Annotated in this window: 18 protein-coding genes, 2 tRNA genes and 1 pseudogene; 17 read left to right on the plus strand and 4 right to left on the minus strand. The window is 36.3% G+C overall.

Annotated features, from left to right (window positions below; translation table 11 throughout):
* The first annotated feature begins 1 nt into the window (after window position 1).
* From H592_RS0115255 to H592_RS22510, 6 genes are all read left to right on the plus strand, one after another.
* Window positions 2–664 (plus strand): riboflavin synthase, encoded by a 663-nt coding sequence (locus H592_RS0115255; RefSeq protein WP_028869525.1) that lies wholly within the window; start codon window positions 2–4, stop codon window positions 662–664.
* Window positions 665–687: 23 nt separating this feature from the next.
* Window positions 688–1794: a bifunctional 3,4-dihydroxy-2-butanone-4-phosphate synthase/GTP cyclohydrolase II gene (gene ribBA, locus H592_RS0115260; protein ID WP_028869526.1), complete on the plus strand. Its 1107-nt coding sequence runs from the start codon at window positions 688–690 to the stop codon at window positions 1792–1794.
* 63 nt (window positions 1795–1857) lie between these two features.
* The gene (gene ribH, locus H592_RS0115265) at window positions 1858–2325 is read left to right on the plus strand and encodes a 6,7-dimethyl-8-ribityllumazine synthase (RefSeq protein WP_028869527.1); all 468 of its coding nucleotides are present in this window, start codon (window positions 1858–1860) and stop codon (window positions 2323–2325) included.
* 5 nt (window positions 2326–2330) lie between these two features.
* Window positions 2331–2759, plus strand: a complete 429-nt coding sequence (nusB, locus tag H592_RS0115270) for a transcription antitermination factor NusB (protein ID WP_028869528.1) — start codon at window positions 2331–2333, stop codon at window positions 2757–2759.
* A 358-nt stretch (window positions 2760–3117) separates the two neighbouring features.
* Window positions 3118–3837 (plus strand): DUF445 domain-containing protein, encoded by a 720-nt coding sequence (locus H592_RS0115275; RefSeq protein WP_028869529.1) that lies wholly within the window; start codon window positions 3118–3120, stop codon window positions 3835–3837.
* 163 nt (window positions 3838–4000) lie between these two features.
* Window positions 4001–4897 (plus strand): DMT family transporter, encoded by an 897-nt coding sequence (locus tag H592_RS22510; RefSeq protein ID WP_037071950.1) that lies wholly within the window; start codon window positions 4001–4003, stop codon window positions 4895–4897.
* A gap of 40 nt (window positions 4898–4937) precedes the next feature.
* On the opposite strand, the gene H592_RS0115285 is transcribed toward H592_RS22510, so the two are convergent.
* Window positions 4938–5147 (minus strand): DUF3565 domain-containing protein, encoded by a 210-nt coding sequence (locus H592_RS0115285; RefSeq protein ID WP_028869530.1) that lies wholly within the window; start codon window positions 5145–5147, stop codon window positions 4938–4940.
* Window positions 5148–6038: 891 nt separating this feature from the next.
* On the opposite strand from H592_RS0115285, the pseudogene H592_RS24940 reads away from it, so the two are divergent.
* Window positions 6039–7334 (plus strand): annotated as a pseudogene (locus H592_RS24940) (substrate-binding domain-containing protein).
* Window positions 7335–7680: 346 nt separating this feature from the next.
* On the opposite strand, the gene metG reads toward H592_RS24940, so the two are convergent.
* Window positions 7681–9741, minus strand: coding sequence for a methionine--tRNA ligase (gene metG / locus H592_RS0115300; RefSeq protein ID WP_028869532.1), 2061 nt, complete (start codon window positions 9739–9741; stop codon window positions 7681–7683).
* Window positions 9742–9937: 196 nt separating this feature from the next.
* On the opposite strand from metG, the gene apbC reads away from it, so the two are divergent.
* The 4 genes from apbC to H592_RS0115320 all read left to right on the plus strand — a co-directional run bounded on the left by apbC (window position 9938) and on the right by H592_RS0115320 (window position 12953).
* Window positions 9938–11023: an iron-sulfur cluster carrier protein ApbC gene (apbC, locus tag H592_RS0115305; protein ID WP_028869533.1), complete on the plus strand. Its 1086-nt coding sequence runs from the start codon at window positions 9938–9940 to the stop codon at window positions 11021–11023.
* A 46-nt stretch (window positions 11024–11069) separates the two neighbouring features.
* A complete protein-coding gene (locus tag H592_RS0115310; RefSeq protein ID WP_028869534.1) occupies window positions 11070–11321 on the plus strand; it encodes a DUF2164 domain-containing protein in 252 nt (83 codons plus the stop codon).
* A gap of 102 nt (window positions 11322–11423) precedes the next feature.
* A complete protein-coding gene (gene recR / locus H592_RS0115315; RefSeq protein WP_028869535.1) occupies window positions 11424–12023 on the plus strand; it encodes a recombination mediator RecR in 600 nt (199 codons plus the stop codon).
* A 264-nt stretch (window positions 12024–12287) separates the two neighbouring features.
* On the plus strand, window positions 12288–12953 hold the full coding sequence (locus tag H592_RS0115320; RefSeq protein WP_028869536.1) for a hypothetical protein: 666 nt from the start codon (window positions 12288–12290) through the stop codon (window positions 12951–12953).
* 197 nt (window positions 12954–13150) lie between these two features.
* On the opposite strand, the gene H592_RS0115325 is transcribed toward H592_RS0115320, so the two are convergent.
* Window positions 13151–15352 carry a YgiQ family radical SAM protein gene (locus tag H592_RS0115325; RefSeq protein WP_245600442.1) on the minus strand — a complete coding sequence of 734 codons (2202 nt, stop codon included), beginning with the start codon at window positions 15350–15352 and terminating at the stop codon, window positions 13151–13153.
* A 252-nt stretch (window positions 15353–15604) separates the two neighbouring features.
* Window positions 15605–17563, minus strand: a complete 1959-nt coding sequence (locus H592_RS0115330) for an exoribonuclease II (protein ID WP_028869538.1) — start codon at window positions 17561–17563, stop codon at window positions 15605–15607.
* Between the two features lie 250 nt (window positions 17564–17813).
* Between H592_RS0115330 and H592_RS0115335 the strand changes: the two genes are divergently transcribed.
* The 6 genes from H592_RS0115335 to H592_RS0115360 all read left to right on the plus strand — a co-directional run bounded on the left by H592_RS0115335 (window position 17814) and on the right by H592_RS0115360 (window position 24796).
* Window positions 17814–17904 (plus strand) — tRNA-Ser (locus H592_RS0115335).
* A gap of 360 nt (window positions 17905–18264) precedes the next feature.
* Window positions 18265–18355: transfer RNA gene (locus H592_RS0115340), tRNA-Ser, on the plus strand.
* Window positions 18356–18655: 300 nt separating this feature from the next.
* Entirely contained in the window at window positions 18656–20599 is a 1944-nt protein-coding gene (locus H592_RS22525) for a hypothetical protein (RefSeq protein WP_211235677.1), read from the plus strand.
* Between the two features lie 98 nt (window positions 20600–20697).
* A complete protein-coding gene (locus H592_RS0115350) occupies window positions 20698–22176 on the plus strand; it encodes an IS4 family transposase (RefSeq protein WP_169727656.1) in 1479 nt (492 codons plus the stop codon).
* 111 nt (window positions 22177–22287) lie between these two features.
* Entirely contained in the window at window positions 22288–22932 is a 645-nt protein-coding gene (locus tag H592_RS0115355; protein WP_028869539.1) for an SRPBCC family protein, read from the plus strand.
* A 1210-nt stretch (window positions 22933–24142) separates the two neighbouring features.
* Window positions 24143–24796: a PEP-CTERM sorting domain-containing protein gene (locus H592_RS0115360; RefSeq protein ID WP_028869540.1), complete on the plus strand. Its 654-nt coding sequence runs from the start codon at window positions 24143–24145 to the stop codon at window positions 24794–24796.
* Window positions 24797–25259: the final 463 nt, after the last annotated feature.

Genomic DNA, 25259 nt, shown 5'->3' on the forward strand with positions numbered 1-25259 from the left:
TATGTTTACAGGCATTATTGCAGCAGTGGGCAAAATCACTGCAATTAAAAATAATGAAAAAGATATGACCATCACCGTGCATGCTGGCGAGTTAGAGATGAACGACGTCAAACTCGGTGATAGTATTTCCAATAATGGTGTTTGTTTAACCGTAACACGTCTAGGTGAAAACTCATTTGATGCGGATGTCTCACATGAAACTATTCGATTAAGTGGCTTTGCAAATATTCAACCCGGATTTATGGTCAACCTCGAAAAAGCGATGCAAATGAATGACCGTTTTGGTGGTCATATTGTTAGCGGCCATGTTGATGGGGTTGGCGAAATAACGTCTATTTCTCCATTAGGTAATGCCGTTGAATATTGGATCAAAGCACCCGATGATTTAGCTAAATATATTGCTAAAAAAGGGTCGATTACCGTTGATGGGATCAGTCTTACAACGAATGATGTCGATGGCGCTAGTTTTAAATTAACCATCATTCCTCATACTATCAGTCAAACCACGATGCAATATTATGTTGTTGGTAGTCGTGTTAATTTAGAAGTGGATGTGATCGCTCGTTATCTAGAGCGTTTGGTATTAGGTAAACATGCCGCTGACACAAATAAAAAACAACAGTCGACAATGGAGCTGCTAGCAAAAAGCGGTTTCATGGGGTAATTCACAAGGTTTAAGGAATAAAAATGAAGTTAAATACTACTGCAGAAATCATTGAAGATATTCGCTTAGGAAAAATGGTTATTTTAATGGATGACGAAGACCGTGAGAATGAAGGTGATTTGATCATGGCTGCGGACTTAGTAACGCCAGAAGCAATTAACTTCATGGCAAAGTATGGTCGAGGCTTGATTTGCTTAACTCTGACAGAAGCTCGCTGTGAAAAATTAAAGTTACCATTAATGGTAGAAGATAATACGGCAGCATTTTCAACTAACTTTACTGTTTCCATTGAAGCTGCAGAGGGTGTTACAACGGGTATTTCAGCTGCAGATCGTGCAGTGACTGTATTAGCCGCGATTGGTAAAGATGCAAAACCGACAGATATCGTAATGCCAGGTCATATTTTTCCACTTAAAGCACAAGAAGGTGGTGTTCTAACTCGTGCGGGTCATACTGAAGCAGGTTGTGATTTAGCGCGTCTTGCTGGTCGTGAACCTGCTGGCGTTATTGTTGAAATCTTAAATGAAGATGGCAGCATGGCGCGTCGTGCTGACTTGGAAGTGTTTGCTAAGCAACATAATATTAAGCTAGGCACAGTTGCTGATTTAATTGAATACCGTAACAACAATGAAACCACGATTGAACGTGTTAGTGAGTGCAAGTTACCGACTGAGTTTGGTGAATTTGATTTAGTCGCTTATCAAGATACTATCGACAAACAAGTGCATTTTGCGCTGGTTAATGGTGAAGTAAAAAGCGATGCAATCACTAATGTGCGTGTTCATTTACAAAATACATTTGCTGATAACTTTTTTTCTGATCGTTTAAGTCCGCGCACTTGGCCACTGCATAGTGCTTTGGCACGTTTAGCCAAAGATGGCGGTGTATTAGTTATGTTAGGACACCAAGAAACGGCAGAATCATTGATCGAACAAATCAAAAATATTCAGCAAGAAGATGCCGGTGAACGTATTGCTGCTAAAGCACAAGGTGCAAGCCGTCGTGTCGGTGTCGGTTCGCAAATTTTGCGTGATTTAGGCGTACAAAAAATGGCATTGTTTAGTTCACAGAAAAAGTACCATGCATTATCTGGTTTTGGGCTAGAAGTGGTTGAATACATCACCGAATAAACAGTGTCAGTATAGAAATAAACTGTGTTAGAATGCACAAAAATTTTGTAATAAGGGTAGAAAATGAAAATAATTGAAGGTGGCTTAGCCGCTCCACAAGCTAAAATTGCAATCGTAATCTCTCGCTTTAACAGCTTTATTAATGAGCAGTTACTTGCTGGTGCAGTTGATACCCTTAAACGTACAGGTCAAGTTGCTGATGAAAATATCACGGTGATTCGAGTACCGGGTGCTGTTGAGCTGCCATTAGTAGCTAAACGTGCAGCTACATCTAAAAAGTTTGATGCTATTGTTGCGTTGGGTTGTGTTATCCGTGGTGGTACACCGCACTTTGAATTAGTGGTTAACGAATGTAATAAAGGCTTAGCAAGTGTATCGTTAGATAACGATATCCCTGTTGCATTTGGCGTTTTATCAACGGACTCAATTGATCAAGCAATTGAACGTGCTGGAACTAAAATGGGTAACAAAGGTAGTGAAGCTGCTTTAAGCGCATTAGAAATGGTTAACGTGATGGCGGAATTAGGATAATGAAAATGAAACCTGCTGAACGTCGTCGTGCTCGTCAGTTTGCTGTGCAAGCTATTTATCAATGGCAAATCACGCAAACAGGTGTGTCACAAATTATTGAACAATTCTCTGTTGACCAAGATATGTCAAAAGCGGACGTTCCTTACTTTAAAGAATTGTTAATCGGTGTAGTGCAGAGAGTTGAGTCATTAGATGAAAAACTTTCTCCGTACCTATCTCGTAAAATTGACGATGTTGATATGGTTGATATTGCCGTATTACGTTTAGCGATGTTTGAGTTAACTTACCGCACTGATGTACCGCCTAAAGTGGTACTAAATGAAGCGATTGAATTAGCAAAAGATTTTGCAACCGATGAGTCATATAAATTTGTTAACGGTGTGTTAGATAAAGCACTTCGTAGCTTAAAGTTACGTGAAGAAATCTCAAAATAATTACAGTTATTATGTGTAATGAGAATAAAATCCAGTTATTTATAACTGGATTTTTTTTCGATAAAAAATGGATAATTAGCTTATTGCTTAAAAGAATGCCGGTTTAAATTAATCTCTAATCGATTTAATCGTGATAAAAGCAAATACAAAAACCTTAAAAATATCAATCATAAAAATAACTAATACCAATCTGGATAAATAAGTGGTCTTTAGACGTTAGGGGAAATGGATGATAGCAAGGCGTTGATTGTAGTAACTAGTTGTTCTCATTGCAAAATCAACAACGAAGCTAGAATTCATTTTAACAAGCATAAATGACTTGATGATTACTTAGATTGGTATAAAACAAGGAGTAAAGATGAACAAGAGTTTAGCCACTAACCTGATTGCAGCCTTAATCTTAGGCTTAGGGTTTGTAATGGGTGACACTGAAATTGCAGCTATATTAATTATGGTCGGACTGTTTGCACTATCGGGGGCCTTAACCAACTGGCTTGCTGTATTTATGTTGTTTGAAAAAGTCCCATTCCTATATGGCTCAGGTGTTGTGCCCGCTCACTTTGAAGAATTTAAGTCAGGTATTAGAAATTTAATGATGACGCAATTCTTTACTGCAGAAAATGTGGATCGTTTTTTATCTGCTGGTAGTTTTTCACCTGCACAATTAAATCTACAACCCGTGATCGAAAAAGTTGATTTAAATCCGACCTATGATGGTTTAATAAAAGTGATTATGAACTCCTCATTTGGTGCTATGTTAGATATGTTTGGTGGTGAAGACGCACTCACTCCACTCAGAGAACCTTTTATTAAACACATGAAAACATCCATTATTGATCTCACAAAAGATGATGCATTTATTGAGTTATTAAAAAGTGAAATTGAACAACCGGATATGATGCAGGATATTTTAGCTAAAATAGAAAAAATAATAGAACAGCGCCTAAATGAGCTGACACCACAATTAGTGAAAGAGATCATTCAAGCTATGATCAAAAAACACTTAGGTTGGTTAGTTGTGTGGGGTGGTGTATTCGGTGGTTTGATTGGTTTAGTGAGTGCACTTATCGTTGCTTAAAGCTAAGTGTTTGAGATTATTAAACGGCGTAAGTTAGCCATTAATCGTTAAATTAATTTAATCAATAAAATAGTATGAGTTAATCCAAAACGATTACAAAAACTACTCTTAAAGCCTGTTTTACGCAGGCTTTATTTTTATATTGCATGGGAAGAAGCTTGTTATGTTTAATAATACTTTTGTTTTAACCACGTTAGCATTATTAGCCTTTGCTGCTAATTCCGTTTTTTGTAGATTAGCACTAGGTGATAACCAAATCGATGCAGGTAGCTTTACTGTGATCCGATTGTTTTCTGGTTGTATTTTCTTAGCTATTTTTCTTGCTGTTAAGCATTTTTTTATTGATTTAAAAAAAGTGGCAGAGAAGGGAACTGCTACTAAAAAAAGTAAAGGTAGTTGGATCAATGCTATTTGGTTGTTTGTTTATGCCCTAACATTTTCATACGCCTATATTCAGTTAGATACCGCAACAGGGGCCTTAGTACTATTTGCTACAGTACAAGTTACCATGTTAGTAACGCGCCTATTTAAAGGGCATCTACTAAGTCGTGCGGAGTTATTGGGTTTAATGCTAGCTGTTGCTGGTTTTATTTATTTATTAGCACCGCAAATGTCCAGCCCTTCTTTAATTGCATTTGTATTGATGTGTATATCAGGTATAAGTTGGGCCTTCTATACGTTAGCGGGTAAAAAAAGTACTGATCCCAGTGCTGATACCATTTTTAACTTTTTCCGTACTTTACCGTTTCTATTCATTTTTGCACTTGTTAATATTGAGACTACCCAGTTAACCATGGATGGTGTGTTATACGCCATTTTATCTGGTGTATTTGCTTCTGCATTAGGTTACTTATTGTGGTATCAAGCATTAACAACATTGCGTCATAACGTTGCAGCCGTTGTGCAATTACTAGTCCCTGTATTAGCCGCTGTTGCAGGCTTTATCTTCCTCGGTGAATCCGTGTCATTAGTGTTTGTTATATCAAGCATGATGATTTTGAGCGGCATTCTTTTAGTGATTAAAAATCCATCATTAAAAGCTTCTGTAGCGCTGAAATAACTGAGCATGTAAGGTAATCACTCTGTTTTAGTGAATGCGTTTATTCACGTTGATCTTTTTCAGCGCCGTTGTCACATTTGACACAATTTAATTGGTGTCCGATCATCGATTTTCGGCCCTGTGTGGTGGTTACCCATAATCGAACCGTCCAGGGAGGATTATGCCTAACATGTTGAAAATGGCCACAGACTAACTGTGCAACCCAATGATCTTCATCGTCCTTATGATAACCAATAATCTTCTGTTTCATGATATCAAATCCGTTTGCGGTGTGAGTCAATGCTGGTAATAAAAGCTAAGCAAATACAAAGTAACATTATTATATAAATGATTCTTTCCTTAATAAAAATGCTAACACACTCGAGGATTACTTTTACTCTTTCTATTAAACCTATTTCTCTTTTTATACTTTGCTATTTTCCCTTGCTCATGGCGCTCGTTTATCTATTGCCTTGTTTCTTGGCTTTCAGATTTCCCATTTTCTATTTCCAATTGTCAAATTTGTTTAACTCGCTTTTAGCTTACTCAATTTTGTGATTCACAAAGCGAGTTATTGGTTTGTTCCATCAATAACAAAAAAAGAGGGGAGACATGGCTTTGTGAGGTGCCTCTCAGCTGAGCAATTGTTCGAAATAAACCTTGCATGCTTACGATAACAGTTAATTGAAAAAACAAAAAATGACAAAGAGATTATGAAATTACTGAAAAGATTTCCTGCAATTCTGACGTTAGTGTCTAACCATTCACTGAATGTGAATATACCCGTTACTAATCGAGATGCTTTATTCAGTCATTAGTTCGGCAGCAAGGCAAGACGCAACATGATGACAATGGCTAGCCCTTATCGAATGTTGCAACGCTGAATTGCTTTCCGAACTAACGACCCGCAGGGCAAGTTGTTAGGCAAGTATCTTCGTTGTTAGAAAGTATTGCTTGAACTAGTTAGATCTTCAACTTTCTGCCTAGAAGCTACTCACCTTACAACCTGCTGAACTTTGCATCTTGATTGGTAACGGGTATAAACCTTTACAAAAAAATTACATTATTAAAGGACATTATAATGAAAAAAATCATAACCCTACTATGCGTAGTTTTGATCACAATTAGCACTCCTATTTTTGCTAAATCTTTAAAAATAGGAATGGTAATTGATGACCTTAGATTAGAACGTTGGCAGAAAGATAGAGATATCTTTGTTGCAGCAGCAGAAAAACAAGGCGCTAAAGTTTATGTTCAATCTGCTAACGGAAACGAACAAACTCAAATATCTCAAATCGAAAATATGATTTCACGAGGCGTTGATGTACTAGTGATTATTCCTACAAACGGTGAGGTACTTTCTAACGTAATCAAAGAAGCTAAAATTGATGGGATCAAAGTACTTGCTTATGATCGCTTGATTAGCAATGCAGATATCGATTTTTACTTATCATTTGATAATGAAATTGTAGGTGAAATGCAAGCAACAGCGATGGTTGCAGCAAAACCATCAGGTCGTTATTTCTTAATGGGTGGTGTGCCAACTGATAGTAATGCAAAACTGTTCCGTAAAGGACAAATGAATATTCTTCAACCTAAAATTGATGCTGGTGATATAGAAGTTGTTGGTGACCAATGGGTTAATTATTGGTTAGCAGAAAACGCATTCAAAATAATGGAAAATGCATTAACTGCGAAATGGGGAGGTAGAGAAGGTTACGAAACATTACTAAATACCGATTTACGTCAAGAGCGTGAGCAGTTAGGCCGAATGATGCAAATGGTTGTTGAGCATAAACATAAAATAGGTTTTAAAGGTGCTATTTAAATCGAACCAAAACCTCAAGAGCCAACTAAACATCAGTATGATTATGATACGGCAACTGTTTATGGTTTCTTAAAACAGTACGGGCTTGAAAATGAGATTAAAGTAAACATCGAAGCTAATCATGCCACGTTAGCAGGTCATAGCTTCCAACATGAAATTGCAACAGCGACATCATTAGGTTTATTTGGCTCAGTTGATGCTAACCGAGGTGACCCTCAACTAGGCTGGGATACTGACCAATTCCCAAATAGTGTTGAAGAAAATACGTTAGTTATGTACGAAATCCTTAAAGCGGGTGGTTTTACAACGGGTGGTTTCAACTTTGACTCTCGTGTACGTCGTCCATCAATTGACGGTGCTGACCTTTTCCATGGCCATATTGGTGGAATGGATGTAATGGCTGCATCATTAGAGCGCGCAGCGGGTATGATCGAAAATGATATTTTAGGTAAGAATATCGCTAATCGTTATGCTGGTTGGAATGACCAAATGGGCAAAGATATTTTAAGTGGTAAACTTTCACTTGCTGCATTAGCTGAGCATGCTGCTAAAAGTGATTTTCAACCGACATCTGTGTCTGGTGCTCAAGAATACTTAGAAAATGTGGTAAACGGTTTTGTTTTTAAATAATGAAGTTTGAAATACTTTATTTAGGAGGAATGAATTAACAATACTAGGTTTAGAAATACAGGTCTAGAAATGGTGAAGCTATAGCACTGAACTCAGAGGTGGTGAGTATAGACACAATGAACTTAACTCAGGAAATTGACGGGTAAAACATCACTTATAAAAAAGGCGCTACGTTAGTTGCATAAACTGAATATAGCGCCTTTTTTCTAGTGAACAACTTGATAATCTTCAGTTACAAAGTTACAAAGTTACAAAGTTACAAAGTTACAAAGTTACAAAGTTACAAAGTTACAAAGTTACAAAATTACAAACTAGCTAACTTTTTCCACTAGGTTAGCCGTTTAAATTACATAATACGTTGGCCAGGTTTTGCACCTGAATCTGGGTTTAAAATATGAATATCTTCACCGCCAGGTCCTGCTGCTAATACCATACCTTCAGACAAACCAAACTTCATTTGACGTGGAGCAAGGTTCGCTACCATGACTGTTAATTTACCTTCCAAATCTTCAGGGTTATAAGCTGATTTAATGCCAGCAAATACGGTACGTGTTTCACCGCCTAAGTCTAAGGTTAGTTTTAACAGTTTATTGGCTTTAGGCACATGTTCAGCTTTAGCAATTAAAGCAACACGTAAGTCCGTTTTAGCAAAAGTATCAAAATCAATCTCAGCGGCAATCGGCTCTTTATCTAGCTCACTTTGACTTGCGGCCTGTGTGGATTCTGCAGCTTTTTCTTTAGCAGCTGCATCGGCAGCAGCGCTTGCTTTAGATGATTCAACCATTGCTTCAACATGTTTAGGATCAATGCGTTGGAATAAGGCTTTAAACTTATTAATTTTATGGCCAGCTAATGGTGTTTGAATGCTGTCCCAAGTTAACGTTTCATCTAAAAATGCTTCACTACGCTCGGTTAGTTTTGGCATGATTGGTTTCAAATATGTCATTAACACACGGAATAAGTTAATACCCATTGAACAGATATCTTGCACTTCAACTTCTTTGCCTTCAACTTTAGCCAATGCCCACGGTGCTTTGTCATCAATGTATTTATTGGCAACATCAGCCAGTGCCATGATTTCACGAATAGCGCGAGCGAATTCACGGTTTTCAAATTGCGTTGCGATGGACTCACCGGCATCAACAAACTCTTGGTATAACTCTGGTTCAGACACTTCTTTAGAAAGTTGACCGTCGTATTTTTTAGCAATAAAGCCAGCTGTACGAGAAGCTAAGTTAACTAACTTATTAACCACATCAGAGTTAACTCGTTGCGCAAAGTCTTCTAAGTTAAAGTCTAAATCATCAACACGAGATGTTAGTTTCGCAGCGTAATAATAACGTAAACACTCAGGATCTAAGTTTTCAAGATAAGTACTTGCTTTGATGAAGGTGCCTTTTGATTTAGACATTTTCTCACCATTAACACTCACATAACCATGTACATTAACGCCAGTTGGTTTACGGAAACCTGCACCTTCTAACATCGCTGGCCAGAATAAACCGTGGAAGTTGATGATGTCCTTACCAATGAAATGGTAAAGCTCAGCTGTGCTGTCTTTTTTCCAGTAATCGTCAAAGTTAAGACCATCGGTACGATCACACAGATTTTTAAAGCTACCCATGTAGCCGATAGGTGCATCTAGCCAAACATAAAAGAATTTACCCGGTGCATCTGGGATTTCAAAGCCAAAGTAAGGTGCATCACGTGTGATATCCCATGCTTTCAAGCCGCTCTCAAACCATTCACTTAATTTATTAGCCACTTCCGTTTGAAGCGCTCCAGATTTAGTCCATTCCACTAACATCTCTTGGAACTGTGGCGCATCAAAGAATAAATTTTCTGTATCTTTCATCACGGGTGTCGCATTAGAAACCACTGATTTTGGATTAATCATTTCAGCTGGGCTATACGTTGCACCACAAACATCACAGTTATCGCCGTACTGATCTTCTGCTTTACATTTTGGGCAAGTACCTTTTACAAAGCGGTCTGGTAAAAACATCTCTTTTTCAGGATCGTATAATTGCGAAACCACTTTTTTAGTGATGTAACCATTATCACGTAAAGCGAGGTACATCTGAGATGATAATGCTTTATTTTCTTCTGAATGCGTTGAATGGTAGTTATCAAAACTGATGTTAAACCCTTCAAAATCTTTCTCATGATCAGCTTGTACTTGTGCAATTAATTGCTCAGGAGTGATACCCATTTCTTGCGCTTTCAGCATGATAGCCGTGCCGTGTGCATCATCAGCACAAACAAAATGAATGTTATTACCGCGTAAGCGCTGGAAACGAACCCAGATGTCAGCTTGTACATGCTCAAGCATATGCCCTAAATGGATTGGACCATTAGCGTAGGGAAGGGCGCAAGTAACAAGGATATTACGATCTTGATTAGCCATTATATTTGATATTCCTTAAGTCTAAGCGGATTTTTTAAGCCAGTAATTCTACCCAAAAAACATTATAAATCCCACTCTTATCTAGGTTTCTTGTTTGCAATAGATATCAGTATGTATTAATGCCTATTTTTAATAAGGATGATTTATCTAATGATTTTGATAAACTCACTCATCAATTCAGTTTTAAGGGCTTATCATGATGTTTAAAAAGAAAACTATCGAACAAAAAGTTTTAAAATGTTTAGAAAAAGCAATTGAAGAAACAATATTTAAAAAATTTATTGAGCAGCGTTTATTAGTTATTAAAGAAGACTCAGCTGAAATCAATTTACGTTTACCTTTTTATGCACCTAAATGGTTAGCTTCTTTACAACAACAAACAGCTGATTCATTACAAACCTTATTCAAACAACCTGCAGTGTGGAATGTTAGCTACAAAGTGCCCACCTTTGAGCACAAAAAAGTGGCCAAAACTAATCCTAATATAAACAATATTATAGCCGTTTCATCGGGTAAAGGCGGAGTGGGTAAATCTACGGTCAGTGTTAACCTTGCTATTTCGTTGGCCAAGAATGGTGCAAAAGTAGGGTTATTAGATGCAGATATTTATGGCCCATCGCTGCCTACTATGATCGGTAAAAAACAAACTAAATCGACCTCTGCTGATGGCAAACTATTAACGCCAATTAGCGCTCATGGCATTGTGGGTAATAGCATTGGCTTTTTAATCGATGATAAAGATGCCATGGTATGGCGAGGGCCGATGGCGAGTAAAGCTTTGCAGCAAGTATTAAATGAAACGGACTGGCCTGAATTAGACTATTTGATTGTGGATATGCCACCGGGTACCGGCGATATTCAATTAACGATGTCTCAAAATGTACCTGTGACCAGTGCAATCATAGTAACAACTCCGCAGGACGTTGCATTAATTGATGCTCAAAAAGGGGTTATTATGTTTAATAAAGTAGACGTACATGTCGCTGGTTTAATTGAGAACATGAGTGTTTATTCCTGTGTAAAATGTGGCCATCAAGAAGCTATTTTTGGAACCGGTGGTGGACGAAAATTGGCAGAACAATTTAACTTACCTTATTTAGGCGAATTACCATTACATATTCGATACCGTGAAGATACCGATGCAGGTATGCCAACGGTGGCTAAAGGTGATCTTCCTGAACTAGTGGATCCGTATTTACACTTAGCTGAGCAGGTGGCGATTAATCTATACAAAGACTTGCAGCCGACTATTGAGCAAATAAAAATTACTGAGCTGAAATAAGATACAGTGAATAATAAATTATCTACCCGTTTATAGAGGAATGAAAATGGCTGAAATTAAATTTTCTAATGCACAAAAAGTCGCAATAGTGGATCAAATACAAAAGTATTTTGAAAAAGAGCTGGATCAAGAGCTTGGGCAATTTGATGCTGAATTTTTGTTAGATTTCTTTACCGAAAAAGTGGGTAGTTATTATTACAATCAAGGACTAAATGACGCTAGAGCACTATTAGATGATAAACTAGATACCATTACTGAATCATTTTATGAACTGGAAAAAGTCACTGAATTTAACTAACAAGATTGCAGTCAGATGTTGATATCAATACTAGAATAACTTTAATAAAATGTACTTTATAAACAGTACCTTAAATAATGCTTAAAAATAGAAGAAGAGATAATGTCAAGTAGACCTTTAATAGATGAATTAATGCAAGCCTTGCAATGTTTACCCAGTGTTGGCCCAAAATCGGCGCAACGTATGGTGTATCATTTATTAGATAAAAATCGTAATGGTGCGCTTAAGTTAAGCGACATGTTAGCAAGAGCAGTGGCTGAAATTGGCCATTGCCAACAGTGCCGCACATTTACCGAAGAAGATTTATGCTCTATTTGTAATAATCAAAAACGTAACGACAACGGCACTATCTGTATTGTAGAAATGCCCGTTGATGTGGTGGCTATTGAACAAACAGCGCTTTTCTCTGGTACGTATTTTGTATTAATGGGGCATTTATCCCCACTCGATGGTATAGGTCCTGACCAACTAGGTTTGAATCTATTAGAAAAACAGATGCAAGCGGGTAAGACTAATGAAGTTATTTTGGCCACTAACCCAACCGTAGAAGGTGAAGCAACAGCTTATTACATTGCAGAAATGGCCAGAAAACATGGAATTCAGGTAAGTCGTATTGCACACGGCGTACCAGTAGGTGGAGAGCTAGAGTTCGTAGATAGCACCACCTTATCGCATTCGTTTACTGGCCGATCAAAGTTATAGTGCTTGTCGGCCTTACTTTACACTTTAAAGTTAGTGAGGCCGCTTCAAAATAAAAACTATATTTTCAACGCTAGACCTTCAAAATTTTACCTTTAAAACTATATTTTCAACCCTAGACCTTTAAAGCTTTACCTTTAAAATTATATTTCAAAGTAGGGCTGTTAAAGCGCAGTAAGTATAGCTTGAAAGGGTAGATAAAAGGTTACATCGCTTGTTGGCGAACATTATCAACAAAATAGATTTGTATTCACTAAAAGGAATAAAATGTCTGCAAATAATAATATGCCTTTTGAAGGCACAGAAAAAGCACATAAAGCATTAAAGGAAACACTCACCAGAACAACATTAAATGCTTTGTTGGCTAATCGCATTCCTGTGTCCATTGCAGACAAACTATCTCGACAGGTTGCAGATAAGGTCGATTTATTAACCCTTTATAAAATTGTTGCCGATGATATGAAACATCAGCGAGTACCAAAACAGCGTATTTTAGACAGAACCATTGTGCATATGTTTGAAATTTTATTTCGTATCATTAATGCTAATAAAGGTAATGAAAGCGCGGTTAAACAAAAAGAGTTTTTTACCTTGGTACCACGTGGTGAGTGTTTGGATCTGTTTCTACAGTTAGTAAAAGAATACTGCATGGGAGATACGGAAATTCAACGCTACACCTATCAGTTAGAGCATTTGATAGAAGGGGTGAGTAATGAATATATTATCAATTGGGATAAACTGTATCAAAGTCAGGAATTTAAGCGTTACCTTTCAGCCTTATTATCCTTAATATTAAAGCATTTACGTGACGATCGAGCACCTATTCCTGCGTTGGAAAATAAAATGCCTACTCATTTTCAACCCTATCGTATTAATTCATTTTTAAACCAAATATGTAAGTTGAAGCAAACAGGTGCGCTGCAATTAGATTAATCTAGTTAAGTAAAAGACTTCAATATTTAAATTTCTAGTGAAAATTGCATAAACTCATGGTTTGAATTCAAATAAAAAGCGCTAACTTAGTTAAAAGTTAACGCTTTTTTCGAAGATAATTTATCGCAGATAGTGAGGGTCTTTATAAGATTTACTTGAACACTATTTTTTAACTACGTCATACCAAAATAAAAAACTTACTTTTGAAATTGGTTAGTACTAAAGCGCGTTAAACCTTGTTTTCCATTTGCTGGTTTACTACCAAATTTTGCTTTAGGCGCACGTTTATTATTAGCCAGTTTGCCTTTATTATTCGCAGCCACTTTATTGCCTTTTAAAGGTGACTTTGCTTTTTTAGTATTTCTATTAAGGATTTCAGCTCGTGTTTCTTTTGGTACTAAACACGTTGCTTTGCTACCAATCAAGGTTTTATCCAATCCCATTTTGATTAACGCTTCACGAATAATTGGCCAATTATCTGGATCATGATAACGCAGTATCGCTTTATGTAATCGACGTTGAACGGTTCCTTTTGGAATGGACACTGTTTCACTGTTTCTTTTTACATTACGTAATGAGTTAATTTCTGTGTGATACAAAGTCGTCGCATTCGCTAAAGGTGAAGGATAAAAGTTTTGTACTTGATCTAACTTAAAATCATTTTCTTTTAGCCACATTGCTAGATTGATCATGTCCATATCTGTTGTGCCAGGGTGAGCTGAAATAAAGTATGGGATCAGGTATTGTTTTTTACCGGCTAATTTTGAGTAATGATCAAATAGCTCTTTAAATTTATCGTAGCTACCCATACCCGGTTTCATCATTTTATTTAATGGACCTTCCTCGGTATGTTCTGGTGCTATTTTCAAATATCCACCCACGTGATGCGTCGCGAGTTCTTTGACATATTCAGGATCTTGGATTGCCAAGTCATAACGAACGCCTGATGCAATCAATACTTTTTTAATGCCTGGCACTCTACGTGCCGCGCGATATAGCTCAATTGTTGGCGTATGGTCAGTATCGAGATGGCCACAAATAGTTGGCCATACACATGAGGGTTTACGGCATGTTGCTTCGGCTTTTTCACTCTTACAACGTAATTTATACATATTAGCTGTCGGACCACCAAGGTCTGAAATCACGCCAGTAAACCCAGGCACTTTGAGTTTAATGTCTTCAATTTCATTGATGATTGATTCTTGCGAACGACTTTGTATTATACGGCCTTCATGCTCTGTAATACTACAGAAAGTACAACCACCGAAACAACCTCGCATAATATTGATGGATGTTTTTATCATATCGTAAGCGGGAATTTTAGCATCGCCATAACTCGGATGCGGAACACGCGCATAAGGTAAACCAAATACACCATCCATTTCACTTTCTTCTAATGGGGTTGCAGGAGGATTTAACCATATAGCGCGACTACCATGCTTCTGCATTAATGCTTTTGCAGAGGTTGGGTTAACTTCTTGGTGAAAAATGCGCGATGCATGTGCATACAGCATTTTATTTTCTTTCACTTGCTCAAAAGTCGGTAAATTAATATAAGTCGTTGACCAAGCTTTTGCTTTCTCTTCCCATCTTTTTTCACGCTCTTCTTGCGGCGTGCCTTTATGAGGCGTCATTTGGATAACTTGCGCTATTTTAGTAATATCTGATGCTTCATCAGCAGCATCGCTTTCATCTTTCGCAGTATCACATTTTTCACTTAAGTCTTGATAAGGGCTATAGATAGGATCTATTTTGCCTGGCTTATCGACACTGCGAGAATCAATACCTGTCCATCCAGGAAGCGCTGAATTAGTTAGAAAAGCACTACCACGTACATCGGTAATGGTTTTGATATCATCACCTTGTGCAATACGGTGTGAAATTTCAATTAAAGGACGTTCCGCATTGCCATAAATTAACAGATCTGCTTTTGCATCGAACAAAACAGATTGACGTACTTTGTCAGACCAGTAATCATAATGTGCTATACGACGTAAGCTCGCCTCAATACCACCAATGATAACGGGAACACCTTTGTAAGCTTCTTTACAACGTTGTGTATAAGCAGCAACAGCTCGATCTGGACGTTTACCACCTTCATCATTTGGCGTGTAAGCATCATCATGTCTTAATCTTCTTTCAGCCGTATAACGGTTGATCATTGAGTCCATGTTACCGGCAGTCACACCAAAGTATAAATTAGGCTTACCTAGCTCCATAAATGCATCTTTTGAATGCCAATCAGGTTGAGCGATAATACCGACTCTAAAACCTTGTACTTCAAGCATTCGACCAATGACAGCCATTCCGAAACTAGGGTGATCCACATAAGCATCACCTGTCACTATAATAATGTCGCAACTATCCCAGCCAAGCTGCTTCATCTCTTTACGTGACATAGGTAAAAAAGGAGCTGCCTTAGCAGAGTCGCCTCTGTATTTTGGATATGAAAATAAATTGCGGTCTTTGTGGGGAGTTATTGGCTTCAAGAAAAAATCTCTAGTATTAGAATGTTAAATTGAGATCATTGTACCATAGAGTTTAACAAAGTCGCTTTTTGTCGTTAACAAACAAAGGTGTTAATCAGTTGATCTTAAAGATCAACTGATTAGAGGTATAAAAAAGTCTATTTTGAGATGATCAAAAGGTGTTTAACCTAGCGGATCAGCAAGCTTAGCAATTAATTGACGAGATTCAGGTTTCACCGAAGTCAACATCACATCAATTACATCACCTAACTGCAATTCAATTTGATCGGCTACTTTAACCACGCCTTGTTCGCGGACACATTCTATTTTTTTAGCTTCAGAAGATTTACCTAACAAGCTACTTGGTACAAAGAAAGTCGCACCGTTTTCTTGAACACGAACGCGACAACCCGCTTTAACGATATCAAATATTTCTGCTTTATAGCGCCAATCTGAATTTTCTTGATCTTTCAAATAGCAGCAATATAATAAATTATTCACATCACGTTCAGCCATACGCTGTACTTTACGCGCTTCGTTAAGGTGTACACCAACATCAGCATCAATCTCAGTCGCTGTTTGTTGCATTAATACTGATTTAATTAAACGATGATTAATTAAATCCCCATATTTACGGATCGGTGATGTCCAAGTCGCGTAATGGCCGACCCCCATAGTGAAATGCGGAGCAGGGGAAGGCGCTGTGTCTGCATAAGATAATAAACGGCGTAAACGATGATCTAAGTAAGCATTATGTAATAACGCGACATCTTGGCGCATCTTTATATAACCCTCTAGCGTTGCTAATGTTGCTGCTTCAACGGTGATGCCATATTCAGCTAATAAAGTAGCGGCTTTTTCTAATCTGTCCGAGGCAAAACCAGAATGCACATTAAACACACCGGTTTGGCAATGTTTTGCAAGAAAGTCACCGGCACAAACATTCGCAGCAATCATTGACTCTTCAACTAAACGGTTAGCTGTGCGGCGGGGTTCACATAAAATTTCGTAAACTTCACCTTTATTATTTAGCTTCAAAGTGTAATCGGGCTGGCTTTTAATCACCACGGTATTTTCGCAACGCCATTGATGACGCACTTCAGTCGCTTGTTCAAGCACTTTTAATAATGGCCCTAATTCTTTATTAGGCTTCCATTGGCCTTCTGCTAGCGTTTCGTTTTCTAAATAAGTCGAAACATCATGGTAATTAAGACGATAATGAGATTTTATCCAAGCAGCAAAAAAAGTAGGTTCACCAAGGATTTCACCACTTTTACCAATTTGCAGAGTACAACAGATAGTTGCACGTTTTTCACCTTCTTTCAGTGAACATAAGCTATCACTTAAATCACGCGGTAGCATTGGCACGTTAAAGTTAGGTAAGTATAAAGTAAACGAACGTTTTTTAGCTTCCGCATCCATTTCACTATTTTCAGGTACATAAGCAGAAGGGTCTGAGATAGCAACGGTTAATGCCCAACCTTGTTCATTTTCTTCAATGTACAATGCATCATCCATATCCTGTGTATTAACACCGTCAATAGTAAAAAAGGGCATCTTTGTTAAATCTTGTCGTTCAAGATCTGTATCGATAACCTGCCAAGGATGATCAAATTCAGGGGCTTTATTAGGTAATTGATGCGTAGCCACTGCAATTAAGCGATACGCAAAAGGGTCATTATGCTCAGCGACTTTCTCAACTACTTCAACCAAGAAGCCATTACCATCAAGGGCGTGGGAAAGTAGTTTAACCTTTACCCAATCTCCATCATGGTAACCTTTATTGCTAAGCTGCATAGCACCTTTAATTTTAAAGAAACCCTGTAATAACGGATTATTAGGTTTAATCGAGATGCGTTTATCTTTAATAGAAAGTTGAGCAACAAACTCTGTGGTGTTAGTTTGTTTTAATTGTAAAGGTTGTGCCGATGACTTATCGCCATTCTCTGTAATAGAGGCACTTATTTTGTCACCGTGTAATACTTTTTTCATTTCACTGGGCGCAATAAAAAAGCGTTTACCTTTATCGGTTTCTAAAAAACCAAACCCACGTTCAGAGGCTTTGACAATCCCTGTGCGTTTTGGGGTGTTTTCCTGCATGGTTTGTTTAAGTTGATTTAATAATGGATTGTCTTGAAACATGCTGGAAACCTTAAGTGAATAGCGATAATAATGTTCGAGAAAGAGGCGTTTATAGAAAAACGAGGGTTGAAATAAAAGCGAATAATATAACTCGTTAAACTTCCTCAACTTAAGTGATGAATAGTAAAGGTGATCGCAGGGGAATTAAAGGTTGAAGTGCGCAAATGTTGAAAATTAAAACTAATTTTAAGAAATGTTAAAATAAAGCTTGGCTTTTTTTAAAATCTAGATATAGTACGCCTCGTTCTGCGGAGGGGTGGCAGAGCGGCTGAATGCACTGGTCTTGAAAACCAGCGAGGGTTAATAGCTCTCCGAGAGTTCAAATCTCTCCTCCTCCGCCACATTAAGAAAAAGGGCTTCTCAATTGAGAAGCCCTTTTTCGTATCTACTACGTTATAAACTACTTTTCATCTTTCCATTGTTGTCACTCTTTTCAAAAACCGCTTCCTTAGCAATTCAATCTGCTTTTTATTGTCATTAATTTTTATAAGCTGTAAAGCAATGTTAACTATCTCAGTAAACCAGCGTTAATTATTTCAATAAACAATACCATTTCAGTTACATGAATAACGATTGATTACTTTTTATAAAGTGATTGGTTGCAACTTGCTCTTTTTGATTGGAAATTAAGCACTCGAACATTAATTGTAAAAAAGTACTTGGCTTTTATCTCAGGTTCTATAATATACGCCTCGTTCTGCGGAGGGGTGGCAGAGCGGCTGAATGCACTGGTCTTGAAAACCAGCGAGGGTTAATAGCTCTCCGAGAGTTCAAATCTCTCCTCCTCCGCCACATTAAAGCGAAAAGCCACTGATTTCAGTGGCTTTTTTCTTATCTACAGTATTAAAATCAATTCCAATTCCATAGTTAGATTGCCCGTAAGTAAACAATTATTAGTTGTTTAGTCCTGTTTAGTTTTAGCATTATTTCCAATGATCCACAATCATATCTTCATTTTGGATAATTAATCCTTATTAATTATAAATAACAATATTTGAATTCGTGCTATATAAAAGTGAACTTGAAAGTAGATTAAGTTATTGTGAAAATAAATGATCTTAATTAATAAAAAATAGCCAAGGGAGAGATTTTTTGAATAAATTGATTCTGACTCTAACAGAAGAAAATTATGATTGGAGCTTTGATTTTAATACGAAAAAAGATTTTATACGTGTAGGGATAGAGTTAGGGTATGATTTTAAGTCATCAAAAACAACAAGAGAGGTGACAGATTTTATTTTTAACAGAATTAAAACGATATTAACTTCTGATGAATGCTCATTTAAAGAGTTTGTAACAATATCGGATCAAGTTTCTTTTGAGTTTTATTGTAATAATAAGCATAAAAATTTATTTACTTTTTTAGCCAAACTACGATCTTGCATTAACCATCTTGATTCTTATTCTATTGATAAAAATAATTGGATTGAAGCACATAAATTATTACAACTCTATATAAGCATATCAAACCACATTACCGAAGAAATACAGTTATATGATGAAAATAGAATCATTGGTAAAGCTGTAAGACGATTGCGTAAAAAAGGAATTAAAGTTGATGTAATTGAAGGGAAGATAAGTATAAGCGAAAGCCAGTTTAATAATATGTTACAAAGAATAGAATATCGTTCTAAAAAATTAGGTATTGAGTTATATGGTTCAATACTTGCTCAAATAGAAAATAAATATCATTTTAGGCACGACAGGTATTATTTAAGAAAGGCTGTGACAATAGATGATAATGATCCTCAAATACCATTAGGATACTTATATAATTTATCTATTAGGCATTTGCAGAAAACAGAATTAAAAACAAAATTAAAAAATGAACTTCTGAAGGAAATATTTGAATTAGCAGAAGATATTATGACGGTGTATAAACTTCAAATCTTAAACTGTTATGAAGGAATGCTGTCGGGAAATTATGATATTTTAGCTTTCGTAAGAAAAAACTTACTCCACGATCAATTGTTTAGCATTCCGCAATATTGTAATAAAAACGCTAGAAAAATAATTCACGGGTTATTTAATAAGAGTAAAAATTCTGAATTACCTGTCGATTTAAGTATTTATTTAGATATATTCGATATTACAAATAAAACCCCTAATAAAAAAACATACTTAATTCATATAGATGATATTTATCGCCAACTCTGTGGCAAATACACTAAAGAGCAATTAACTACAGCAATAGAAGATTTTTGTTTGAATAACGAAAGCATAAATAGGAGATATATAGACCCATTTGAAGTCAATCATATAAATTATTATTCCAAGCCATTTATCAAGGATGGCGTGAGCATAAAGTATTTAAATTCATATTTTCATAGCACGGGCTTTATTTCAGTATTATTTAGTAAATTACAAAAAAAATCAAAAGAGTTAAATATTACAGGTAAAAAATTTGCTAAATTATTTGGTGATATTTCAGAGAAGTTTGTAGAAAATTTACTTATAGAAAAAAATATAAACTATATGCAAGGCGCTACTTATAAGGTTAAAGGGAATATATTACAGGGTATAAAATCAAGAGCAAAAGAAGGGGAATGTGATTTTATTATAGAAACTAACAATAAAATAATATTCATTGAACAAAAATCTAAAACTTTAACATCGGATGCAAGAAAAGGGGATGTTGTATCAGGCTTACTTGATATTTCTCAATCGCTATTAAATGCTACAGAACAAATTGGAAGACACGAATATATCCTTCGGAAGCAAGGTTTTATTGAGTTTGAAAATTATCCTAGATTAGAGTTAAAAGGAAGAAAAATTGAAAAAGTTTCTTTAACCCTATTCGACTTCTATAGTCTCGCAGATGTTGATAGTGTAAGGAGTTTATTAACAACACTAGTAAACTCAACAGTTTCATATAGTGAAAGTGATCCAATCATTTTGAAAAAAATAAAAGAAATCAATAAAACACTTTCTAAAATACAAAATCAATATAATAGCCAAGAATTTAGAGATGAATATATTAAGGATAATAATTTTCTTATTACTTTAAACTCAAGTTTCGGGATTCAAAACAGATAATAAAACTAAAGTAACTTGATGATTTAAAATAGGTTGACGTCTCATTGTGGTAAAATACTTGTTATCTAGACAAAGTAAGAAACCACAAGAGACATCAAATGAATTCTGCCACAAAGCCCTTGAACTTACCATCATTAACCGCTGACTTACTTAACCAAAAAAACCTTAAAATTGATAACACATTTAGCTCAACATGGAAGAGCCTGCGTTTTAATACGATGTTACGTCAAGCTAAGTTTTCTAAACGCTCAGGCATACCAGCCAGTGATGTTGTTTATCTATTAATGCTTTGGGTTTGGCTAAAAGTAGACTCTGTTGCTATGTTTTCAAGGGATGCGTTATTAAGTTTTTCAGCGGCTAAAAAAGACGCGCTATATGATCTACTTAACCGCGAAGATTTAGATTGGCGAAAGCTACAGCTATTGACCGCTAAAAAAGTACTTAAGGCTAGCGGTAAAAGCAAGCTCAGCGCCTTTGTTATTGATGACACAGTCAAAACAAGGCGTGGTAAAAAAATGCCAGGTGTTTCAAGTCACTTTGATCACTTAACCGCTCGTTGTGTGATGGGGCAGCAAATAGTGACGCTAGGTGTCGCTAATGATGAGCAATTTGTTCCCGTTGATAATGAAATATTCATCAGTCAGGTTAAGGAGCAAGCGTTAGACTATAGGTTTAATGATGGGCGTAGTATTGCGGCCAAACGCTATCAGAAATCAAAACAACAAACTAAGCCAGAAATGGTGTGTGACATGATAGCGCGAGCTATTCGGGGCGGCATTAATGCCGATTATTTTTTAGCGGATGCATGGTTCGCGACCAAGCATATTCTTAGCATGACGATAACACACTCGCTTGTTGCGATTGTCAGAATGAAAAAGAATAAGATGAAATACCGACTAATTATCAACGGCATGACTCACTTGCTTTGTGCCCAAGCGCTATATAAGCAACATGTCAAAGGTCACTGGCAAACGCTTAATCATGTGCCTTACCAAAGTAAGTCCATTGTTGTTGAGCTGAACCTTGCAAGCTCAGATAAAGAGCCAGCCCAATGGATAAAAGTGAAATTACTCTTTGTTCGTTCAGTAAATGAAAGCAAGCAACAGGCGAGTAAGCATGATTGGGCGCTATTTTTAACGACTGATAGCCAACTTGAAGATGAAAAAATACTTGAGGTCTATGCGTTGCGTTGGGGGATTGAAGTTTACTTCAAAGAAGCCAAGCAAAAGCTCGGTTTTTTAAAAGAGCAAAGCCGACATTACAGTGCTTATATTGCCTCAATACACCTAACTGGCCTAAGGTTTTGCATTCTGCTTTTTGCCAAACAAGAAGAAGGCTCGGCAAGACTTAGTGATGTAAGAAATGATTTTGAAGAAAATTTGAGTTGCCTGAACTTTGCCAGTAAATTGTGGGGATTATTCAAAGCGTTGATCGCGGGTGCATTAAATGAAATGACAAGTTTAACAAACGTTGATAAACATGACGTGTTAAACAAAATTGAAAAAATGGTTGTCGATTTTTTTACGCAAGTCATGCAAATGGATAGTTTCACCTTGCGGCAAGAGGCGCTAGAATGATGAAACGTCCACTTTTATGGGCTAAAAGTGAACTCCGAAACTTGAGTTCTTTAGTTGTTAAACAGTGGATTTTTATTGTGTCACTGTTCTTTTATGGAATGGAGATCATTAATGGAATATCGTTTAAGCATAATTTCTGTGTATTTTTTGTTAGTTTCTACTCTGTGGTTTTCTGGTTGTGCCAATGTACAGTTGCAACAGAAAAAAGTAGCTGAATCAATGGCGAGTGTTCAGGTTGATTTAAAGCAACACGAGCAAAGCGATTTTAAACAGGTGGAAGCGCGTTTTTATACTTACAAATCTAAAGAGCTTGTGTTTAGAGTCTTATCAAATATAAAGCAAACATCGCAATGGTTACAGCGGTTGGATAGCGTAGAAGTATTGACAGTCTATAATAATCAACAATATTTATTGCGAACGATTATAAACAGCCCTTGGCCGTTTAAAAATCGAGAGCTCATTACCTGTGTTAACACTTCCTTTGAGGAAACAATCATCACTATTAATATTGTTTCTTGTAGTGAACAAGTAGCAATTAATGATCTTTATGTTCGTGTTTCACAAGTTGAATCGAGTTGGGTAATCAAAAAACGTGGTGACGCATTAGTTGAAGTCAATTATAAAACATGGATTGATCCTGCTGGCAACGTACCTGCATTTATCTTCAATAACGAACTGGTGGATAGCACTGAGCGTGATCTGAAAAAGCTAAACGCTATTATCGATGACGCTTCATTAGAACAGTTTTCCTATTAGATTTACTCATTATTAACATATTAGATGTGCGCATTGCGGCATTATTAATACTAGTTTGGTCCTGTCAGCGACTTTATTTCGTATGCCATTGTGATCAACAAAAAAGTCAAAGCCGTTGCACACAGTGGTAAAGAAAAACTCAACAAAGTTTATGGTGACAGTTGAGAGTAATAAATCAAAAAGTAAGAACGCGGTTAATCACTTTTTCACTACCGTATCACTCCGTGATTAAAATTACTTTTCAAAGGTGAAGTTTAATCGTTATTCAGCGCGGAATGACAGTTCTAATGCTATTTATATGCATTTATTCGTTTTTAGATAGTGCGATAGCCTGCTTCAGGAGCACATCGCCTTTCATCATTCCTTAATTGATTATTTCAATTTTCCCACAACCTAAGCCTTTTTTAACACAGATACTGTTAAAGTGATCGAACTGATACGAAATTTGGGTCGGTCATACACATATCATATTTATTAATCATTAACATTTAAAAAAATAACTAAGCATTAAAAATCAATTGCTTAAAATTAATTTATTTAAGTACTCTCTTTTCAGAACAATGTAAATAGCCCTCGATAATGTCGATGTTATTTAGTTGAATCCGAGACTTTTATTTTTGTGAGTATTCTTCGTCGTCTGCACTTATCCAGATATTTTGATATTTATTTGCTAGGCGTTGCGCCCTTGCGTCGAGTGACTTTATTTTGCTTTCCCAAAATAAAATTATACCTATAAATAGCAAAGAAAAAGGCAGACCGATTCATTTTCTGATCCAAGCTAGCTATTCACTTTAAAAACATAGTTTCATGATGACGGTCCATATCCATTCTGAAACTATCTCAAACGCCCTGTTTGCTGTTGTTAAAATTAATGATTACCTTGGGAAAACTAAGCGGCGGATAGAATGTGGCCACTTTGGGTAATATTTTATCTGAAGTGTTTTGGTCACAATCAGGCAAAAGCAATACTGTGTCCATTGGCATGCGCTAAAATTGAGAATGTATTTTGAATGAAAAAATAAATAAATTAACTTTACTCATCCTAAAAGAATAAAATACGACGGATTTTTTTACATTGTTATTTTAGGGTTATTATATTTAATTGATTTTTATGCGCTTTAATTGTGGCACTTAACTTGCTCTGTTTATACTTAGCTTCAAGGATTTGGAGTCAAATATTGATCTTTACTCATTACTGGAGGGATACACAATGTTTAAACTACTTTATATTACTTTACTAACAATGATGATTAGCCCAACTTGGGCTGCTGTGATTATGATTGGTGACAATGATGGTTATGGTGCCGGAATTGCTGATAACGCTAATCATCCACCATTTGCCCCCATTTATGATGGACGTACACCGGATGAGGTAGCTGCAACAAATGGTGCTCAATATACTGATTCATATAGTACTGCACATCCAGGATACAGCCCTCAAACAGGTACTACAACGACATTTTCTTTCACTGGACTAGGCAACGGTTGGACATCAGGAAGTATGTGGTTTGATATGGCAGATTTCCAAGCTTCAACTTTTGGAGCTGTGACTACAACTTATAATGGTATAGCGCAAAATTGGTCTTTTAATGACGGTTACCCTAGTACAGTTGTAAGATATTTTGACCTTGCACCTGATGTGCTTACAAGTATCAACTCATTAGGTTACCTTGATGTTGTCATTGAAAGGAATGGTTCTGCGGATTTTTACGGTTTTGATTATGCTTTACTTTCAGATAATTATGCAGCTGATACAGACCCTTACAATGACCCTACAATAGGTGTGAATGTCCCTGAGCCAGCTACAATTAGTATGTTATTTCTCGGTTTGGCTTTACTGCTAATAAAACGTAGCAAAGCTTAACTAATTTGAGTTAAGTATAATATCCCATAACAAATTATAGTGTTTAATTTATTAGTAGGATTGTCTGATTGTTATAAGATATTTATCAACATATATAAAATGGCAAAGAAAGAACAAATAGCTTCTTATTAAATAAATTTATTAATGAAAAAATGCTATCTAAGTAGTTAGATAGCATTTTTTATCTGATACCTTATGAACACAAAAGTAAGTCAATAATCTTATGTTTTATCATTTTCTATCGATAAAATTACCTGCTTAAAACATTTTAAATCAACCCGATACAGAGTTATTAATACTTATTTAATAAATCATTTCTTTGATATTTAGAACATCTTTTTGCAATTACTGAAATGAGATTACCTATATGGTGGTATTTTTTTGATTGTAATATGTTTTTAATGTATTGTGCGCGAATTAAATATAGCTTCTTTATTTAATGGAAAGATGTTCCATTATTGAG

The organism is Psychromonas arctica DSM 14288 (assembly GCF_000482725.1).
Taxonomy (GTDB): Bacteria; Pseudomonadota; Gammaproteobacteria; order Enterobacterales; family Psychromonadaceae; genus Psychromonas; species Psychromonas arctica.

Coding starts and splice junctions, on each gene's coding strand:
- H592_RS0115255 (WP_028869525.1), top strand. CDS start 2: ATGTTTACAGGCATTATTGCAGCAGTGGGCAAAATCACTGCAATTAAA.
- ribBA (WP_028869526.1), top strand. CDS start 688: ATGAAGTTAAATACTACTGCAGAAATCATTGAAGATATTCGCTTAGGA.
- ribH (WP_028869527.1), top strand. CDS start 1,858: ATGAAAATAATTGAAGGTGGCTTAGCCGCTCCACAAGCTAAAATTGCA.
- nusB (WP_028869528.1), top strand. CDS start 2,331: ATGAAACCTGCTGAACGTCGTCGTGCTCGTCAGTTTGCTGTGCAAGCT.
- H592_RS0115275 (WP_028869529.1), top strand. CDS start 3,118: ATGAACAAGAGTTTAGCCACTAACCTGATTGCAGCCTTAATCTTAGGC.
- H592_RS22510 (WP_037071950.1), top strand. CDS start 4,001: ATGTTTAATAATACTTTTGTTTTAACCACGTTAGCATTATTAGCCTTT.
- H592_RS0115285 (WP_028869530.1), bottom strand. CDS start 5,147: ATGAAACAGAAGATTATTGGTTATCATAAGGACGATGAAGATCATTGG.
- metG (WP_028869532.1), bottom strand. CDS start 9,741: ATGGCTAATCAAGATCGTAATATCCTTGTTACTTGCGCCCTTCCCTAC.
- apbC (WP_028869533.1), top strand. CDS start 9,938: ATGATGTTTAAAAAGAAAACTATCGAACAAAAAGTTTTAAAATGTTTA.
- H592_RS0115310 (WP_028869534.1), top strand. CDS start 11,070: ATGGCTGAAATTAAATTTTCTAATGCACAAAAAGTCGCAATAGTGGAT.
- recR (WP_028869535.1), top strand. CDS start 11,424: ATGTCAAGTAGACCTTTAATAGATGAATTAATGCAAGCCTTGCAATGT.
- H592_RS0115320 (WP_028869536.1), top strand. CDS start 12,288: ATGTCTGCAAATAATAATATGCCTTTTGAAGGCACAGAAAAAGCACAT.
- H592_RS0115325 (WP_245600442.1), bottom strand. CDS start 15,352: ATGTCACGTAAAGAGATGAAGCAGCTTGGCTGGGATAGTTGCGACATT.
- H592_RS0115330 (WP_028869538.1), bottom strand. CDS start 17,563: ATGTTTCAAGACAATCCATTATTAAATCAACTTAAACAAACCATGCAG.
- H592_RS0115350 (WP_169727656.1), top strand. CDS start 20,698: ATGAATTCTGCCACAAAGCCCTTGAACTTACCATCATTAACCGCTGAC.
- H592_RS0115355 (WP_028869539.1), top strand. CDS start 22,288: ATGGAATATCGTTTAAGCATAATTTCTGTGTATTTTTTGTTAGTTTCT.
- H592_RS0115360 (WP_028869540.1), top strand. CDS start 24,143: ATGTTTAAACTACTTTATATTACTTTACTAACAATGATGATTAGCCCA.